This is a genomic window from Gallibacterium salpingitidis (genome assembly GCF_001678495.1).
Classification (GTDB): Bacteria; Pseudomonadota; Gammaproteobacteria; order Enterobacterales; family Pasteurellaceae; genus Gallibacterium; species Gallibacterium salpingitidis.
Genome location: NZ_JTJL01000002.1, coordinates 12,670 through 30,930, shown reverse-complemented (window position 1 = coordinate 30,930; position 18,261 = coordinate 12,670). Strand labels below are relative to the sequence as shown.

Genomic DNA, 18,261 nt, shown 5'->3' with positions numbered 1-18,261 from the left:
ATAGATGAATAAAAATTTTTCCTTATTTTTAATTAGCTCAGCTTCAACATTGCTGAACATTGAAATCTTTCATCTAGCAATTCCATTAACGGTCTTATCATTAGGTTATTCCGCTGTTGAAGCTAGCTGGTGTACTTTTGCGTTTTTAGCGCCGGTGATCTTAGTAAAACTGTTCCTGGCACCAAGCATAGAATATCGTCATAAAAAGCCATTATTGCTGCAAAATGAAATAATTAGAACATTGATTGTGATCGTTTTCATTTTGTTGCTCTATTTTATGCAGCCTAAGCAGACAATTTTTTGGATTTTATTAACTGCTTTTCTGTTTGGTACATTTGCGACTATGACTGAAATTGCAGAGCCTGCTGCATTAAAAATATTGTTACAAGATCAAGATTCCACTGCTGTTTTAAGTAAATATGAAATTAGGACAAGAGCAGTCCAGCTATTAGCGCCAACACTTTGTGGATTGTTAATTTCTGCATATTTTCTTTTGCCTTATCTATTTATGCTAATTATTTCTTTATTATCGATACTGTTATTAACTCAATTAACATTAGTGGAACCACAGTTTATTAGAGAAAAACGCGGTGTTACTTATTTTTTAATCAGTATAAGAGAAGGTATGTTATGGCTAAATAATAAGTCGCTGTTTATGAAGATGGTAATATTGACAGCCATTAATAATTTTTTACATCCGATTTTATATTTGACCATTATTTATCAATTGACTACTTCTGCAGTAGGTTTTGATATTACCGGCTATATTCTCTCTGGTTTAGGAATTGGTGGGATTATTGGTAGTCTTTGTGCATCTTATTTATTAAAAATAATTGGCTTAAACCGATTGGTGGTGATGGTTAATATTTTGCGCATTGCGATTTTTGCTGGCTTTATGCTGTCTTCATCACCATTAGGTTATTTTCTCTTTTTTGTCTTTAAAGCTATTTTGGGTGGCATTTGGAACGTGTGTTATAACGTTTATACTATTAATGAAATGCCGCAAAATTATATATCAAGAATTTCGGCATTAAGTGGTTTGATTATTAAGATATTTACGGCAATAGCGGGATTATTAGCCGGTTATCTCATCAATTATTTAGGCGTTAATGCTACTTTAATTTTCTTAGTAGTATTAACAGTTATCATGTTTTTATATACATTGGATATTAATAAATATCAAATTTAAAGTAATTTAATTGTGTTTTACTATTATTATTAATAAATAAGAATAGGCTTATTTTTTTAGTATTGAATCTGCAGATGAGTGACTTAATCAGAATAGCACATTATGAAAAGTTTATTTTTAAATAATATAGATGAGAATTCTTAAAATAAGTAAATATAATAGGGATATTTCGATTGAAAGAATATATTTTGAATTTAGAGCAAGAATTTTCTTTAATAGAGAATGGTTTTAAAGAGGAAGAAAATAGAGCTTTTACCGATTATAAATCTAATGATAAGGATGTAGCAAAGAAATTAGCGTTTTTAGCATATAAATCTAATGTATATCAAGTAAGAATGTACGGTGTATTTCTTTTTGGGTACCTATCAGCAGATGAAGAAATTTTGATGTTTATGAGAGATGAAATTTCTAAAGATGATAATTGGAGAGTTCAAGAAGTATTAGCAAAGGCGTTTGATCAATTTTGCCATAAAATAGGCTATGACAATGCGCTTCCAGTTATTGATGATTGGTTAAAAAGTATTAATCCCAATACAAGGAGAGCAGTTATAGAGGGTTTGAGAATATGGACAAATAGACCATATTTTAAAGAAAATCCAAATGAAGCTATTGAAAGAATTGCCGGCTTAAAAAGGGATACAAGTGAGTATGTTAGAAAATCGGTTGGAAATGCTTTAAGAGATATTAGTAAGAAATTCCCAGAATTAGTGAAAGTTGAACTCGATAACTGGCATTTAGACAGTAAGGAAATCAAGCAAGTGTATAAATTGGCAAGCAAGCTGATTGTGTGAAGATTTTTAATATATCAACAACATAGCTGACGCTTTTACGTCAGCTAAATGAGTTGGAATATCTTTTAGATACCTATTTCACAAATTTTGCTAAATCCGGTTTGAAGTAGTTTGCGCCTTTTTTGATTTTACCATTTTCGTCAAAAGTGGCTTTACCGTTTTCGAATTTTGACCAGTTGGAGTTATTCACTTCCGCAAAAGCTGAGTAGAAATCGAAACCAGCCATATAAGCAACTCCAGTAGCAGTAACAACTTGATCAGCAAGAGAATCTAGGACTTCAATTTTATGTTCATGGGAGAGTTGAGCGAGGCGATCCATTTGCTGTTTTTGCTTATAACTATTCGCTAGAGTTTCAAGATTATGTGCCATTTCCGAATGGCCTAATGCATCAAGCATTTCGACTACTTCTTCAAAATGACAACCAATTTGCGTACAGAGATCTTTTAATTCAGGATTAGGTTTTGCTTCTTTAAACCAGTCTAAAGTGCGTTGTAATTCATTTTGTTTATCCATTTGGTACTCCTTAAGTTGTTAGTAATTGTATTAATCGAATAGGGGAACCCAATTTTTATCCCGATAAGCAGAGAAGCACATCTTAATTTGTGCTTCATTATTTTTCTCCGTAGCTAATTTAGGTAAATCATCTTCTGAAAAATAGGCAGATTCGGTAGTTTCAATATTTTGCTTAAATTGTCCGCCAATGACCGAACAAAGTACAAAAATTTTACAAATACCATAGGCATAAAGCGGTAAGTTATGTTTAGCACGATCTTGTACTGCGATAATCCTATCAGCAGTAACATCTAAACCGGCTTCTTCTTTTACTTCCTTGATGGTATTTTCTTTAATTGAGGTATTCACATCAACCCAGCCACCAGGTAAAGACCAATCGCCATTATTTTCACGAACTAGCAGAATTTTGTCATCTTGAAAAATAGCTGCTCTAGTATCGAGTTTAGGTGTTTGGTAACCAGTTTCGTTACAAAATAGATCGGTAACTTTGGCAAAAGAGAGATCGGTATGTTGGGCAATAATTTCTGCGGCAATTTCTCTAATTCTTTGATATCGCTCGAGATCGTAATTATCTTTCCCATAAGCAAGTCCTGCTTGTGCTAGGCTTTGTAATTCTATGGCCCAATTTAACCACTTTTCTTTTGTTTGCATGTTATCCACCTACTTTCAGAAGAGAATATCCATTGATACTCGTTTATTATCGATAAGTTACCGATTCAATTTCAGTTAAATAGATTTTAGATTGTGCCGGTTTAGTTTCCGCAATCACTTTACCATTACGGATAGAGTAGCGAGTTGGTACTTGACGGCGTACCGCATCAAAGCCATTTTCCGCCGGTAAAATGACGAGATTTGCTGTATTACCTTCGCGGATACCATAGTCTTTAATTGCTAATGTTTTTGCGCTATTACTAGTTACTAAGTCTAAGCCGTTATTGATTTGTCCATAACCCATTAATTGACAGACATGCAAGCCCATATGCAATACTTGCAGCATATTGGCAGTGCCTAATGGATACCAAGGATCGAACACATCATCGTGTCCAAAACAAACATTAATACCACTTTCTAATAACTCTTTTACACGTGTAATACCGCGACGTTTTGGATAGGTATCAAAACGTCCTTGCAGATGAATATTAACGAGTGGGTTGGCAACGAAATTAATGCCGGACATCTTTAATAAGCGGAATAAGCGAGAAGCATATGCACCATTATAAGAGTGCATTGCCGTAGTATGGCTGGCGGTAACTTGATCGCCCATTTCATATTTCAAAGCGAGCGCTGCCACAGTTTCAACAAAACGAGATTGTTCATCGTCAATTTCATCGCAATGAATATCCAGTTGCTTTTGATAACGACGAGCAACATCAAAGGCAATATGCATTGATTGCACACCATATTCACGCGTAAATTCAAAATGCGGAATACCACCGACGACATCGGCGCCCATTTCCATCGCTTGTTCTAGTAATTTTTCTCCATTTGGGTAAGAGAGAATACCTTCTTGCGGGAAAGCAACAATCTGTAAATCGACCCAAGGCGCAACTTCTTGTTTTACCTCTAGCATTGCTTTCAATGCAGTTAATGTTGGATCAGAAACATCAACATGGGTACGCACAAATTGAATCCCATTGGCAATTTGCCATTTTAAGGTTTTCCAAGCACGTTGTTTTACATCGTCGTGGCTTAACATTGATTTGCGTTCTGCCCAACGCTCGATGCCTTCAAATAAAGTTCCTGATTGATTCCAATTTGGTTGTCCCGCAGTTTGCGTTGCATCTAAATGAATATGTGGTTCAATAAATGGCGGATAAACAATTCCTTGTTCCGCATCAAGCACAGTTTCATTGGTGGTTAATTCAAGATCATTTGTCGCAATTTTACTAATTTTTCCATTTTCAATGAGTAATTGCCATAGCCCTTCACGACCTGGTAAATGTGCATTTTTAATTAACATAGATGATATTCTCCTTTAAGCAAATTTCTTGCGTAATAACGGATTTAAAATGAGATAAGCAACAGCACCGCTAATTACCGCATTTACAGGAATAATACCTGGTAAGAATTTCCCACAAGCAACACCTACACCAACGGCAACGATAGCTGCCCAGTTAATATTAACGAAATGTGCTTGTTCAAAGTTTGCATAAGAGTGGCGGCGGGTTAAATAGTCAGCAATCAGAATACCGCCAATTGGTGGGATTGCCGCAGATAAGAAAGTGAGCCAGCCAACAAAGTTATTGTATAACCATAAGGCGCAGAGTGTACCAACGATACCGTTAATGACAGACAGGATACGGCTGCTAACGCCAGTGATATTCGCGAAGCCTAAACCAGAGGCATACAATGCGTTATCGTTAGTTGTCCAAATGTTTAAACCTAAAACGATAATCGCAGGCAGTAATAAACCTTGCGCTACCATTACATCAGAAATATCTGCCATTCCTTTTACTGCTGCACCTGCTGCACCAAAGATAAACATTAATGAGTTACCTAAGAAGAATGCGATCATTGTTACTAAAACGGCATATTTTGCTTTTTTACCGAAACGTACAAAATCGGCAGTTAAAGTTCCCGCGCTAATAAAGGAACCGACTACTAAGGTAATTGCAACTGAAAGGGAAATCGGTTCTTTCGGTTGCAATTGTTGTAAAGTCGCTAAGCCGCCAGCATCATTAATAGCAAGATAAACGGAATAGCCGCCTAAAATAGCAATCGCTGGCACTGCAATAACAGAAAGTGCGGTAAGTGCAGAAATACCGAAAAAGACGGTAATGGTCATTAAAGCACCAGAGAGCAAAATTAAAAGATTGACATCAATACCAGTAAATTTATTCACCGGAATAGCGAACATTGCCACTCCAACCCCGAACCAACCGACTTGCGTTCCACCAAGTAGTGCAGAAGGCAACCATGATCCTTTTACACCAAATGAATAACGCGCCAGAATATGAGTTGTTAGCCCGGTTTTTGCACCGATATAGCCGAGAAATGAGGTGTAGATTCCTAGCATTAAGTTACCGATAATAACGGCGAGAAAAAAATCGTTGTAAGTTAATGAGGTACCTAGCGTTCCGCCAGTCCACATACTGGCAGAGAAAAAAGTAAGCCCCAACATTACAAATGTCAGGGCTATCATTCCTTTACGTTCAGATTCTGGTACAGGCTTTAGGCTGTAGTTATCAGCAGACATAGAGATTACTCCTCAGTTTTATGATGTGTGTTTAATAAAAATAAATGCGCGCTTATTATAGAGATAACTGGCTAAGAATGAAACGTGGTTAGATCAGTAAATAAGAAATTTGAAAAGCCGAGATTGGATAGTTATTATCAAAGCAAACAACAGCATACCAAGGAGAAGAAGATGAGTATGGAGCCGAGTACAGAACAAGATAATGTGATAATTCGGGTGGCCACGCTGGATGATGCGCCACAGATTTTAGCAATCTATGCACCTTATGTAGAAAAAACTGCAATTACTTTTGAATATGAAGTACCTACCTTGGCAGAATTTGAACAGAGAATGAGTAAAACTCTAACCAAATATCCATACATTGTTGCAGAACAAGCAGGGGAAATTTTGGGTTATGCCTATACTAGCGCGTTTGTTGAACGTGCCGCTTATGATTGGGCAGTTGAAACGACCATTTATTTAAAAGCGAATCAAACGAAAACAGGTTTAGGGAAAAAGTTATACACCGCATTAGAACGTATTTGTAAAGCACAGAATATTTATAATTTAAATGCTTGTATTGGCTATCCAGAGCAAGAAGATGAGTTTTTAACCAAAAATAGTGCAAATTTTCATGCTCATTTAGGTTATCGTTTCGTTGGTGAATTTCGTAAATGCGGTTATAAATTTGGGCGTTGGTACAATATGGTGTGGATGGAAAAATTTATTGCGGAACATCCAGAACACCCTGAGCCAGTTATTTGGTTTCCTGCATTGGATACTAACTTGTTGATTGAACTAGGTATTAAAGCTAAGTAGATATCATTGAAATGTGAATTGCTTCACATTTTTTTCTAATTGATTTTCTTATACTGCGTTCCTTATTTCTAAAGTCAATAAAATGGAGATTTATTATGAAGAAATTTCATAAATTAACTGTTGTTGCGGTTTCGTTATTTGCAACTTGGAATGTTTATGCAGCGACTCAAGCAGTTGAAGTTGTTCAGCCGCAAGTGGAATATCAGCAATTAGTGAATCAACGTCAAGTGGTTGATGATCTATTAGCGCAAGCAGTGGAAATTCAAAAATCGCCAGCGCGGGTTTCTGATGCAGGATTTACTGCAAAATTACCAAGCAATATGGAGAGAATTGCCGACATTCTTCTAACTGCTCATCAATTAGAACCATATCGTATTGATTTTGTATTAGGTGCGGCTAATGCCAATATTTATAACGGTAATGTGGATAAAGCGATTGAGTTATATCAAAAAGCGTTAGAAGTTGCGCCAGATGATGTAAAAACCAATATGTATCTAGCCAGCTGGTATCGTTACAAAGGTGCAGAAGCAGACAGCCAAAAATATTTACAACATTTGGAAAAGATTGCACCAGAAAAAGCGGCTACTTTAAAACAAATGTTTGCCACTATTGATAAAGTAGCGAAAGCGCCGATTGTCGATAAATCTGATACTAAATTAACTAATCATGATGCCATTATTACTTTAGGCTATGCGTTAAATCCAGATGGCAGTATGCACGACATTTTAATTCAACGTTTACAAAAAACATTGGAATTAGCGAAACAAAATCCTGATGCTTTAATTATCGTAACGGGCGGTGTGCCGAAAAATAATCAAACTGAAGGCAATTTAATGAAAAAATGGTTAGTAGAACAAGGTGTTAATGCTAATCGTATTTTTGCAGATAACTATGCGCGTTCTACAGTAGAAAATGCCTTATTCTCTCGTTATGCTTTGGCGCATCATAAGATTAAACATGCTGTATTAATCAGTTCAGGTAGCCATGTGCGTCGTGGGCAAACTTTATTTGAATTAGCAACAAAAGAGTCAGGCCCGCAAGGTATCACATTTGAAACTGTTGCTGCATTAGATAAACCGCTTGATCAATTACAAAAAATCACTGCCAAAGATTTGCTTGGTATTTATCGTGATAGCTTAATTGTGATTGGTTTACCAATGTTTAATAGCGGTGTCTTACGTGATTAATTGTTAGTTATACTGTTGATATTGGCTAGCTCTTGTCTAGCCAGTTGTTTTTTATACGGAGGAAAAATGATTGAGCAAAGCAAACCGGCATTAATCTTGATTGATATACAACAAGGTTTTGATATACCAAATTATTGGGGCAGAGAAAGAAATAATCCGATGGCAGAAGAACAAGCAGCCTTGTTGTTACAGCAATGGCGTCAGAAAGGTTATCCTATTTTTCATATTCAACATAGTTCACAACTAGCAACTTCTTGTTTACACCCTTCCCATGCTGGACACGCTTTTAAACCGATCGTACAACCACAAGCCAATGAGACCATTATTCAGAAAACCGTCAATAGCGCTTTTATTGGTACAGATCTAAAACAACGCTTAGATGAACAAAACATTAAACAATTAGTGATTGTTGGATTAACGACAGATCATTGTGTTTCAACGACAACGAGAATGGCTGGCAATTATGGCTATCAGGTGTTTCTTGTCGCCGATGCAACTGCAACTTTTAATCGAATTGGGATTAATGGTGAAGATTTTTCCGCAGAATTGATTCATCAAACCGCATTAGCCAGTTTAAATGGAGAATTTGCAATGGTGGTAACCACAGCAGAAATGCTTGCGTCTATAAAATAGATTTATTTATTTGGCTACTCACTATAAATTTTTCGCCAAGCCCATCGTTGATCGATTTGTTTAGCAATTTCAGTTACAAGTCGTTTAGAAATACCAAGGTGTAAAGCTTCTTGGCGAAAAATCAGGGTTTGCTGATAAATTTCTTCTAATATTTGCCATAACGGTTTAGTAGATGTAAAACCTGCTAATTGAGCAAATTTTGGTAACGCATGATATGGGTGTTTCCCATTACCAGCAAAAGCGGTCATATGTTCTTGATATGGAGAAGGGCTGTAAACAATGTCATAAAAAGGAGAAAGTTTCCAATTATTGTCATCATCCATTAAGAAGGCAAAGTTTTTTGCATGATCATCTTGGTTGAGGGTTAAAAAGTTGAACAAAGCTCGTTTGATTAAGTTTTGTCCTTCTTTAATACCACATAAAATTCGCGTTGCTTTTAACAACTCTAGATAATCCAAAGAAGGTTCTCTAAATGATGCATCCAATAATCCAGCAGCTGAGATCATATGTAATTTGCCATTATCAGTACGATCAAAACGCTGTTGTTGTAGCCAAAAATGATCAGTATCTACTTGAAAGAGTTGGAATTTTGGTACGTCTAATTGTAAATTTTTTGCCATAGTCATGTAAGCATACTCAATCAAACTTTCATATTGTTGCAATGGGAATTTTTTGGAAGTGAGTTTAATAATAAATTGAGTCCCTTTTTGTTTAGTATCAGTAGTAAATAGACCATTTTGTAGCTGTGTTACATTTAATTTAGGTCTGGCTCCACCAGAACCACTAGCTTGCACTAATTGAGCTAAGATATCTGTTTCTGTACCCTCAAATTCTTGAATTGCATTTTTGCCTAATGTGATGAAATCAATAGTTTCTACTTCATTTATGTCAACTAGGGGAAGAGCGGGTTCATAAGATAATGAACCAGCACCTTGTTGAGAAAGATAAGCTAACCGTTCTAGAGCGGTAATTTGTTTTGGATCATAACCATTTTGTCGGAACATGCGATCCATAAGATAAAGCCCCCAGCCATCAGGTAAACTGTCAGCAAATAAACCATGTAAACCAAAATGGGGTAGAGAAGGCGCTTTTTGTAATGATGTATCGGCAGCAAGATTAAATGGGGCGAGTGAATCTGAAAAACGTGCAAGATATTCAGATGTATATTGAAAGAATGTACCTTGTTTATTTTCGGCTAGTTTTCCTACCTCTATTTGTTCTCCATTAGAGAGTTCGCGTTTGACAATAAGTGGTACTTTTAGCATAACTTTTCCTTTTCTATTATTGATTTTTTAGTACATCTTCAATGGTTTGTGGCGCAGGTGATTGAGGTTTTAATGCAAGACGTAATGCCTGTAGATCACCTAATATTTCAACGAGCATTAAAAATTGGCGCAGTGATATTTCACCGGTGCGTTCAAATTTTCGTAATGTGCCGTAAGGTACACCAGACCGTTCAGCGAGCGAGCTTAACGTCATCTTTTTTTGCTTTCTTGCTTGTTTTATGAATTGTTTTAATTCTATTTGTAAATCAACAGCAGTATAGAGTGAAAGTTTCATCGACTATCCTTAGCAGAGGCTATACCTTTGATATTGGTTTTAGTTATAACATTAAAAATGTCATTATTATAACATTTTTGTCTAAATTTACTCTATTTTTGTTATTATTGTGACAGTTTTTCTAGATATAAAAATATATGGGACATTGTTAAGGCAGTATGTATAGATAATCTATGGAAAGGTATAACGTAGAATGAAATTGGTCATACTTGCTCTTTACTAAATCCAGATTGTGAGGGGTTGTCCTAAAAAATAAGCAAAATATAAAAAATATTGTGGGCGAGATCATATCTTTAGCATCTAGCGATAGGCTTTCTACCAAAAAAAGAGTATAAATAAGTTATTCGTTAAGTGGAAAAATTAATAATGCGCAAACGATTGGCAAATAGGATTTCCGCTTGTAGTTAGCGATAATGTTGTACTTATTTTGGAGAATCTCATGGATTCGATAGTAAACTCCTCTCGGAATGGACAATTGTCTGATAGAGCCCTATTGGAGAAGCAGGCTGAAGCAATAGGAATAGCGCCTTTTTACTACAGTTTAGAAGGTGAACGTATTCAAGTTGATGACACTGTTTTACAAACCTTGCTTGAGTGGCTCAAATTAAATCCTCAAAATACTAATAATTCCTTTGAAAATATTTTTGTTCTACATAGTGAAAATGTTACTCGCCTTGATTGGGCAAAATTAAATTTTGCCGCAGATGAATATCCGCAACAATTGTTAAATGAACAAAATCAGATTCTTGAAAATAGCTGGCGACTTGAAACTGGGCAATACCTTGAATTTATGCCATTGCCGATGGGGTATTATCGTTTAATTACCAATTATGCACAGTACAAATTGTTAGTTGCACCAGCGAAAACTTATCAATCACCATTATTAGCCGATGAACGTAAAGTTAGTGGTCTTAATTTGCAATTATATAGTTTACGTTCAAAAAACAATTGGGGCATTGGTGATCTTGGCGATTTACAACAACTAGCTAAAGAATTTGCACGCGATGGTATTGATTTTATTGGTATTAATCCGTTGCATGCCTTATTTCCTGCGCATCCAGAATGGGCGAGTCCATATAGTCCATCTTCACGTCGTTGGTTAAACCCTATCTATTTGGCTGTCGATTTATTACCTGAAATGGCTGAAACTGCGGCGGCTAAATGGCGCCATAGTCCAGAAACTGAAACGTTATTACAACAGTTGCGGGAAACAGCTTGGGTGGATTATTCGCAAGTATGGCAATTAAAACTAGACGGATTACGTGTCGCTTATCAAGTATTTAAACGTGAAGGGCGTTTAGCTTATCGTCGCAAAGCTTTTGCACAATTTATTGCCGAACAAGGCGAACCATTGTATTTACATGGTGTTTTTGAAGCACTTGATCGTGCTTTTATCCAAGAAGCAGAGGATGAAGATAATCTAGCAGGTTGGCTAGCATGGGATAAAGCTTATCAAGATCCATATAGCGAAGCAGTGCGTGAGTTTGCAGCAGAACATAGTAAGCAAATTGAGTTTTATATGTGGTTGCAATGGCTAATGCGTGATCAACTTGATGCAGTGCAATTAACTTGTGAACAAGTTGGCGTTAAGCTTGGTTTATATGGTGATTTAGCAGTAGGCGTTGCGAGAGGTGGTTCTGATACTTGGTGTCATCGTGAAGCGTTTTGTATGCAAGCGTCAGTAGGTGCACCACCTGATGAGCTTGGCCCAGCAGGGCAAAACTGGCAATTACCGCCACTACATCCGCAATATTTACGTGCAGAAGGGTATGAAACCTTAATCAAATTATGGCGTGCCAATATGCAAAATTATGGCGTATTGCGTATTGATCATGTGATGGCGTTGTATCGTTTATGGTGGATTACACAAGGTACTAGTGCTGCCCAAGGCGCTTATGTACATTATCCAATTGAAGAGTTAATTGCAGTGTTGGCAATCGAAAGCCAACGTAATCGCTGTTTAATTATCGGCGAAGATTTAGGAATTGTACCGCCAGAGGTCAGACAATGGTTAGATCAATATGGTATTTATTCCTATGCAGTTATCTATTTCAGCAAGACATATGACGGTTATTTGTTACCGGAACATTATAAGGCGAATGCGATCGCGGTAATTAGCACTCACGATGTCGCACCATTACATGGTTTTTGGCAAGCGACTGATTTACATACGATGTATCAATTGGGCGTATTACAAGAAACGCAATATCAACGTGCTTTACAACAACGCAGCGAAGATAAGTTGCGCTTTGTGCAAACGCTAAAACAGGCGAAGTTATTAACCTCATTACCACAAGATTTACAACTTACTGATGAATTGAATATCGCAATTCATCAATTGGGTGCAACCAGCCGTAGTCAATTATTTGCCATTCAGCCAGAAAATTTATTGGGGATTGAAGCTTCGTTCAATATTCCGGGAGTGTCACGGGCATATCCAAATTGGCGTTATCGTCTGCCAGTATCATTATTAGATGATGAAGTGTGCCAAAGATTGCACCAATATTATCGGCAAATTATTTCTGCACGTCAGAACTTGGCTGTTGATGCTATCGCAGAATGTTATCAAGACAATCTTAAACTTATTCTATTAGGGGACAATATGATTACCGTCGATTATAAACAAATCGATCAGTTGTTTAATGCCGTACATGGCGATCCATTCTCATTCTTAGGCCCACATAAAACCGAACAGGGTTTAGTGATTCGAGCATTGTTACCAGATGCAAAACAGGTGTCTATCTATAATCGGCAAAAAAATCACTGTTTAGCCGAAATGCAACGTGTTGATGAACGAGGTTTCTTTGTGGCGTTATTACCACGAGCGACAGCGGATCTGCACTATTTGTTTAAGATTGAATATGAAAATAGTACAACAGCAATTTATCAAGAAGATCCTTACCGTTTCCCATCTTGTCTATTTGATATGGATAATTGGTTGCTCAGAGAAGGAACACATCAACGTCCGTATGAAGCGTTAGGTGCACATTTGACAGAGAACAGCTATGTGCCTGGGGTGAATTTTAGTGTATGGGCGCCAAATGCACGTCGTATTTCTGTGGTGGGTGATTTTAACCAATGGGATGGTCGTCGTCATGTGATGCGTTTACATCGCGAAAGTGGTATTTGGGAAATTTTTATTCCACATATTGATGAAGGCAGTCTATATAAATTTGAAATTCTTGATGCAAATGGGGCAGTGCGTTTGAAATCTGACCCTTATGCGTTTGGTACACAATTGCGCCCAGAAACAGCATCTGTTGTCACAAAATTGCCACCAAAACAACCGTATAATCCAGATAGAGCAAAAGTAAATGCGGTTGATGCACCAATTAGTATTTATGAGGTACATCTAGGATCGTGGCGCCGCAATTTGGAAAATAATTATTGGCTGACCTATGAACAATTGGCAGACGAATTAATTGATTACGTTAAAGAGATGGGATTCACCCATATTGAATTATTACCATTGTCAGAATTTCCATTTGACGGTTCTTGGGGATATCAACCATTAGGACTTTATGCACCAACACGTCGTTTTGGTGATGCTAAAGGATTATGTTATTTCCTGGAGAAAGCGCATAAAGCAGGGATTTATGTCTTGCTTGATTGGGTTGTTGGCCATTTCCCAACTGATGAATATGGTTTGGCTAAATTTGATGGTACAGCGTTATATGAACATGCGGATCCACGTGAAGGATATCATCAAGATTGGAACACTTTGATTTATAACTTTGGTCGCAATGAAGTGCGTAATTACCTCACTGGCAATGCTTTATATTGGATTGAACGTTACGGTTTTGATGGTTTACGTGTCGATGCAGTGGCATCAATGATCTATCGTGATTATAGCCGTTCAGATGGTGAGTGGATTCCAAACCAATATGGTGGACGTGAAAATTTAGAAGCTATTAATTTCTTACAACGGACTAATGCGTTATTACAAAATGAACAACGCGGCGTATTGTTAGTGGCGGAAGAGAGTACCTCGTTTGCTGGTGTAAGTCATCCAACTGAAGATGGTGGCTTAGGCTTCCAATTCAAATGGAATATGGGGTGGATGAATGACACTTTACGTTATATGAAGCTCGATCCAATTTATCGTAAATACCATCATAATTTGCTCACTTTTGGCATGATGTATCAATACAGTGAAAACTTTGTGCTACCACTTTCTCACGATGAAGTGGTTCATGGTAAAGGTTCGCTTTTAACCAAAATGCCTGGAGATTGCTGGCAAAAATTCGCTAACTTGCGGGTGTATTATGGTTATATGTGGGGTTTCCCAGGTAAGAAATTATTGTTTATGGGAAATGAATTTGCTCAAGGACGTGAATGGAATTACCAAGAAAGTTTGGATTGGTATTTACTTAATGAAGAACATGGCGGTTGGCATAACGGCGTACAAAAATGGGTTCGTGATTTGAACCATATGTATCAACGCTATCCAGCTTTATGGCAACAAGATCAACAGCCAAATGGTTTTGAGTGGTTGGTAGTTGATGATGCTGATCAATCAGTATTGGTGTTTGCGCGTTATGCGAAAAATGGGGAAACTTTGGTCGTGGTTTGTAATTTTACCCCTGAAGTTCGACATAATTACCGTTTTGGCGTTAATAAAGGCGGTTTCTATCGCGAAATTTTAAATTCAGATGATCCTAGTTATAAAGGTAGCGGTATTCATAATTCAGGTGGTATTTGGAGCGATAAGATTGCCAGCCATGGTAAAAAATATTCATTGAGTGTACAGGTTCCGCCACTTGGTGCTGTTTATTTTGTTTTAGAAAATGAGATTGTGGAAGAGGAAGAGCCTGCAATTGAAGAAACCAATAAGCAGGAACAATCACAGGTCGATAAAACAACTAAACAGAAAGTAGCCAAAACAACAACTGCGAAGAAAACAACAAGCAAAAACAGTAAAACTACCACAACGAAGAAAGCAACAAGTGTGGCTAAAAATAGTAAAACAAAAAATAACTCGAAAAAATAACTTGGTTTAAGAGGGAACGTTATTAATGCGGGAAACATTCATTGGTTATAGCTATCCATTAGGTTACAGCAAGGCAGTATATCAAGGAAAAGAAGGTTTTAATTTTGTACTTGCTGCACCTCACGCAACGCATGCGTGGCTTTGTTTATTTGATGAAAATCAACAAGAAACACGTTATGCAATGTATCGTAACCATGACTGTTTTACCCTCTTTATCACCAATATTGCCATTGGGCAAAAATATGGTTTTCGTGTTGATGGTGGTAAAGAACCTCCAAATTGTTACAACGTGACGAAGTTGTTACTTGATCCATATAGTCGATTAGTTGTTGATATACCTGAATTTAAAACCACACAGCAATTAATGCCGTTTTTATGGTTCAATCAACAAGATAATGGGTTATTGGCGCCAAAGAGTGTCGTTGTTGATACCGCTTTTGACTGGGAAGATGATAAACCGCTTAGAACGCCTTGGTCACAAACGGTAATTTATGAATTACATGTTAAAGGTTTTTCTCAATTGAATGAGAAATTACCACGCAAATTGCGCGGGACTTTTGCGGGATTAGCCGCAGCTGAAAATGTAGCTTATTTACAAAGTTTAGGTGTAACAGCCGTCGAATTATTGCCAATTACGCTACATTTAGATGAGCCGCGTTTGCAGCAAATGGGGAAAATGAATTATTGGGGCTACAATGTTTTGTCACATTGCGCGCCAGATCAAAGATTTTCTACCTCAGAAGAGGTATTATTAGAACTGAAATCACTGATTAAGACTTTACATAAAGCAGGCATTGAAGTGATTTTGGATGTGGTGTTTAACCATACCGCGGAGAATGATATTGGCGGGCCAACGCTTTGCCAACGCGGCATTGATAATCAGCTTTATTATTGGCATGGCCAGCACCAACATTATTTGAATTGGACGGGATGCGGTAATAGCTTGAATTTATCAGAACCACGAGTTTTGCAATGGGTGATGGATTGTTTGCGCTATTGGGTGGAAGATTTTCATATTGACGGTTTTCGTTTTGATTTAGCACCGTTATTAGGAAGAACACCAGAATTTAAACAGAATGCAGCGCTCTTTTTAGCGATGGCGCAAGATCCAGTATTAGCACCTTGCAAGATGATTGCCGAACCATGGGACATTGGCGATGGCGGTTATCAATTAAGTGGTTTTCCACACTTTTTTAGTGAATGGAATGATCGTTTTCGTGGTGATATGCGGCAATTTTGGCTGAATGATAGTCAAGAATTGGGAGCATTAGCTCTACGTTTTGCTGGTAGTGCCGATCTATTCCAATATAAAGGTCGAGCAGCGCGCAGTTCGATTAATTTTGTGACTGCGCATGACGGATTTAATTTACAGGATTTGGTGAGTTATAACCAAAAACATAATCATAATAATGGTGAAGATAACCGAGATGGTGATAACCATAATTTTTCTTTTAACCATGGTGAAGAGGGAGAAAGTACAAATCCTGAAATTATTAAACAACGTTTATTGAGTAAAAAAGCGTTGTTAGCAACACAACTATTGGCGTTAGGAACACCAATGTTATTGGCTGGTGACGAAATTGGTCATAGCCAGCAAGGCAATAATAATTGCTATTGCCAAGATAATGAATTGACTTGGTTGAATTGGCAACAAGCTGATGATTCATTACAACAGTATGTAGCAGAGCTTATTACCTTACGTAAAGAAATGGCGTCTGCAGGTGTTTATGATGATTGGTGGAATACTGAAAATGCGCAGTGGTTCCGCGCAGATGGACAACCAATGCAGACACAAGATTGGCATCAAGGACGAACCTTAATGTTGTTATTACAAGGAAAGTATTTACTACTTTTTAATGCCAACCGTACAGCACAAACTTTTCTATTACCAGAAGGGCATTGGCAAAAACGGTTTGGCGAAGGGCTTGAGCTACAGCAATCGCAAGCGATTGTTGCACAACTCGGTATTGTAATCTTAACGCAGTCACTGTCTTAACATAGATATTACAGGAGAATATTATGAGCGCAGCAACCAAAATTAATCCTATTCCAACTCGGGAAAGTATAGCGAATGATACGTTAGTGCTTATCCTAGCGGGTGGTAGAGGTTCTCGTTTACATGAAATGACGGATCGTCGTGCAAAACCAGCAGTTTACTTTGGTGGCGCACATCGTATTATTGATTTTGCTTTGTCGAATTGTTTAAATTCTGGTCTATTAAAAATTGGGGTAATTACGCAATACGAGGCACATTCATTATTACGTCATTTACAACATGGCTGGTCTTTCTTACCGCGTGAACGTGGACATTTTGTCGATATGCTTCCTGCGCGTCAACAATTAAATGATTCTACCTGGTATCGTGGTACTGCGGATGCAGTATGGCAAAACGTGCCAATTATGAAAGATCACTATCGTCCAAAATATGTGTTAATTCTTGCCGGTGACCATATCTATAAAATGGATTACATGCGTATGATCGAAGATCATATCGAGTTTGGTGGTAAAGCGACCGTTGGTTGTATTGAAGTGCCAAAAGAAGATGCGAAAGCATTTGGTGTAATGGCGGTTAATGACAAACTTAAAGTAGAAGCGTTTGTGGAAAAACCAGCTGATCCACCAACAATGCCAGACAAACCAAATTCTTCTTTAGCCTCAATGGGAATTTATGTATTCGATGCAGATTATCTTTATGAAATTCTCGAAAGAGAAGCAAGCTACGAAAATACTTCTCATGACTTTGGTAAAGATATTATCCCAGCAATGGTAGAAGAAGGTTTGCTCTATGCACACCCATTTGAACGTTCAAGTAAAGGTAGAAATACACAAGGCTTAATTTATTGGCGTGATGTTGGTACCTTAGAAAGCTATTGGGCAGCAAATATTGACCTTGTCAGTGAAAAACCGCAATTGAATATGTTCGATCAATCTTGGCCGATTCGTACTGTACCTAAACAAACTTTACCGACAAAATTCTTCTACAAACATCCGCATAAACAAACTATTGATAATTCATTGATTGGCGGTAGTGGTGTTATCATTGATGCGGAAATTAGTAATTCAGTGCTATTTGATCATGTTCGTGTTGAAGAGGGATCAAAAATTGAATATGCGGTGATTTTGCCACAAGTGAAAATTGGTAAGAATTGTGTATTACGCCGTTGTATTATCGATCGTAACTGTAAGATTCCAGACGGTATGCAAATTGGGGTTGATTTAGATGTTGATCGCCAACGCTTTAGAATCAGCAGTCAAGGTAATATTGTATTAGTTACCGAACCAATGTTAGAAAAATTATTAGCAAAACAACAGCAAGAAGATACAGCTGCAGTAAGTGAATAAATTTACTTTTAAGCTCGTATAATCAATATTGATATCCACTTTTTCGGGAGATCAACAACGG

General features: G+C 37.3%; 14 protein-coding genes and 1 pseudogene. 9 read left to right on the top strand and 6 right to left on the bottom strand.

All coding sequences use genetic code 11. The features are described 5' to 3' along the window. Nucleotides 1-4 precede the first annotated feature (4 nt). The gene (locus QS62_RS00740) at nucleotides 5-1,189 is read left to right on the top strand and encodes an MFS transporter (protein WP_066104396.1); all 1,185 of its coding nucleotides are present in this window, start codon (nucleotides 5-7) and stop codon (nucleotides 1,187-1,189) included. A gap of 173 nt (nucleotides 1,190-1,362) precedes the next feature. Next, nucleotides 1,363-1,980, top strand: a complete 618-nt coding sequence (locus tag QS62_RS00735) for a DNA alkylation repair protein (RefSeq protein WP_066104393.1) — start codon at nucleotides 1,363-1,365, stop codon at nucleotides 1,978-1,980. Nucleotides 1,981-2,053: 73 nt separating this feature from the next. Here QS62_RS00735 and QS62_RS00730 read toward each other — a convergent pair whose 3' ends face one another. The 4 genes from QS62_RS00730 to codB are packed head-to-tail and all read right to left on the bottom strand — an operon-like array spanning nucleotide 2,054 to nucleotide 5,690. Next, on the bottom strand, nucleotides 2,054-2,494 hold the full coding sequence (locus QS62_RS00730) for a nucleoside triphosphate pyrophosphohydrolase family protein (protein WP_066104391.1): 441 nt from the start codon (nucleotides 2,492-2,494) through the stop codon (nucleotides 2,054-2,056). Between the two features lie 30 nt (nucleotides 2,495-2,524). Continuing rightward, nucleotides 2,525-3,145 carry an NUDIX hydrolase N-terminal domain-containing protein gene (locus tag QS62_RS00725; protein WP_066104388.1) on the bottom strand — a complete coding sequence of 207 codons (621 nt, stop codon included), beginning with the start codon at nucleotides 3,143-3,145 and terminating at the stop codon, nucleotides 2,525-2,527. A 46-nt stretch (nucleotides 3,146-3,191) separates the two neighbouring features. Next, the gene (locus QS62_RS00720; protein WP_066104385.1) at nucleotides 3,192-4,454 is read right to left on the bottom strand and encodes a cytosine deaminase; all 1,263 of its coding nucleotides are present in this window, start codon (nucleotides 4,452-4,454) and stop codon (nucleotides 3,192-3,194) included. A gap of 15 nt (nucleotides 4,455-4,469) precedes the next feature. After that, a complete protein-coding gene (gene codB, locus QS62_RS00715) occupies nucleotides 4,470-5,690 on the bottom strand; it encodes a cytosine permease (RefSeq protein WP_066104383.1) in 1,221 nt (406 codons plus the stop codon). A 171-nt stretch (nucleotides 5,691-5,861) separates the two neighbouring features. Between codB and QS62_RS00710 the strand changes: the two genes are divergently transcribed. The 3 genes from QS62_RS00710 to QS62_RS00700 all read left to right on the top strand — a co-directional run bounded on the left by QS62_RS00710 (nucleotide 5,862) and on the right by QS62_RS00700 (nucleotide 8,308). Next, nucleotides 5,862-6,488: a GNAT family N-acetyltransferase gene (locus QS62_RS00710; protein WP_197496252.1), complete on the top strand. Its 627-nt coding sequence runs from the start codon at nucleotides 5,862-5,864 to the stop codon at nucleotides 6,486-6,488. A gap of 95 nt (nucleotides 6,489-6,583) precedes the next feature. Further along, on the top strand, nucleotides 6,584-7,675 hold the full coding sequence (locus tag QS62_RS00705) for an ElyC/SanA/YdcF family protein (RefSeq protein WP_066104379.1): 1,092 nt from the start codon (nucleotides 6,584-6,586) through the stop codon (nucleotides 7,673-7,675). Nucleotides 7,676-7,741: 66 nt separating this feature from the next. Continuing rightward, nucleotides 7,742-8,308 carry a cysteine hydrolase family protein gene (locus QS62_RS00700; RefSeq protein ID WP_066104377.1) on the top strand — a complete coding sequence of 189 codons (567 nt, stop codon included), beginning with the start codon at nucleotides 7,742-7,744 and terminating at the stop codon, nucleotides 8,306-8,308. 14 nt (nucleotides 8,309-8,322) lie between these two features. Here QS62_RS00700 and QS62_RS00695 read toward each other — a convergent pair whose 3' ends face one another. Beyond that, nucleotides 8,323-9,573 carry a type II toxin-antitoxin system HipA family toxin gene (locus QS62_RS00695; RefSeq protein WP_066104374.1) on the bottom strand — a complete coding sequence of 417 codons (1,251 nt, stop codon included), beginning with the start codon at nucleotides 9,571-9,573 and terminating at the stop codon, nucleotides 8,323-8,325. Between the two features lie 16 nt (nucleotides 9,574-9,589). Continuing rightward, on the bottom strand, nucleotides 9,590-9,868 hold the full coding sequence (locus QS62_RS00690; RefSeq protein ID WP_066104368.1) for a helix-turn-helix domain-containing protein: 279 nt from the start codon (nucleotides 9,866-9,868) through the stop codon (nucleotides 9,590-9,592). Nucleotides 9,869-10,307: 439 nt separating this feature from the next. On the opposite strand from QS62_RS00690, the pseudogene malQ reads away from it, so the two are divergent. From malQ to glgC, 4 genes and pseudogenes are all read left to right on the top strand, one after another. Continuing rightward, nucleotides 10,308-12,323: pseudogene (malQ, locus tag QS62_RS12150) on the top strand (4-alpha-glucanotransferase); the annotation flags it as partial. A 147-nt stretch (nucleotides 12,324-12,470) separates the two neighbouring features. After that, nucleotides 12,471-14,858, top strand: a complete 2,388-nt coding sequence (gene glgB, locus QS62_RS12145) for a 1,4-alpha-glucan branching protein GlgB (RefSeq protein ID WP_231923658.1) — start codon at nucleotides 12,471-12,473, stop codon at nucleotides 14,856-14,858. Nucleotides 14,859-14,883: 25 nt separating this feature from the next. Beyond that, complete coding sequence (glgX, locus tag QS62_RS00680; RefSeq protein WP_066104362.1) at nucleotides 14,884-16,854, top strand: glycogen debranching protein GlgX; 1,971 nt, start codon at nucleotides 14,884-14,886, stop codon at nucleotides 16,852-16,854. A gap of 23 nt (nucleotides 16,855-16,877) precedes the next feature. Beyond that, nucleotides 16,878-18,200 (top strand): glucose-1-phosphate adenylyltransferase, encoded by a 1,323-nt coding sequence (gene glgC, locus QS62_RS00675; RefSeq protein WP_066104360.1) that lies wholly within the window; start codon nucleotides 16,878-16,880, stop codon nucleotides 18,198-18,200. Nucleotides 18,201-18,261: the final 61 nt, after the last annotated feature.

Coding starts and splice junctions, on each gene's coding strand:
- QS62_RS00740 (WP_066104396.1), top strand. CDS start 5: ATGAATAAAAATTTTTCCTTATTTTTAATTAGCTCAGCTTCAACATTG.
- QS62_RS00730 (WP_066104391.1), bottom strand. CDS start 2,494: ATGGATAAACAAAATGAATTACAACGCACTTTAGACTGGTTTAAAGAA.
- QS62_RS00725 (WP_066104388.1), bottom strand. CDS start 3,145: ATGCAAACAAAAGAAAAGTGGTTAAATTGGGCCATAGAATTACAAAGC.
- QS62_RS00720 (WP_066104385.1), bottom strand. CDS start 4,454: ATGTTAATTAAAAATGCACATTTACCAGGTCGTGAAGGGCTATGGCAA.
- codB (WP_066104383.1), bottom strand. CDS start 5,690: ATGTCTGCTGATAACTACAGCCTAAAGCCTGTACCAGAATCTGAACGT.
- QS62_RS00710 (WP_197496252.1), top strand. CDS start 5,862: ATGAGTATGGAGCCGAGTACAGAACAAGATAATGTGATAATTCGGGTG.
- QS62_RS00705 (WP_066104379.1), top strand. CDS start 6,584: ATGAAGAAATTTCATAAATTAACTGTTGTTGCGGTTTCGTTATTTGCA.
- QS62_RS00700 (WP_066104377.1), top strand. CDS start 7,742: ATGATTGAGCAAAGCAAACCGGCATTAATCTTGATTGATATACAACAA.
- QS62_RS00695 (WP_066104374.1), bottom strand. CDS start 9,573: ATGCTAAAAGTACCACTTATTGTCAAACGCGAACTCTCTAATGGAGAA.
- QS62_RS00690 (WP_066104368.1), bottom strand. CDS start 9,868: ATGAAACTTTCACTCTATACTGCTGTTGATTTACAAATAGAATTAAAA.
- glgB (WP_231923658.1), top strand. CDS start 12,471: ATGATTACCGTCGATTATAAACAAATCGATCAGTTGTTTAATGCCGTA.
- glgX (WP_066104362.1), top strand. CDS start 14,884: ATGCGGGAAACATTCATTGGTTATAGCTATCCATTAGGTTACAGCAAG.
- glgC (WP_066104360.1), top strand. CDS start 16,878: ATGAGCGCAGCAACCAAAATTAATCCTATTCCAACTCGGGAAAGTATA.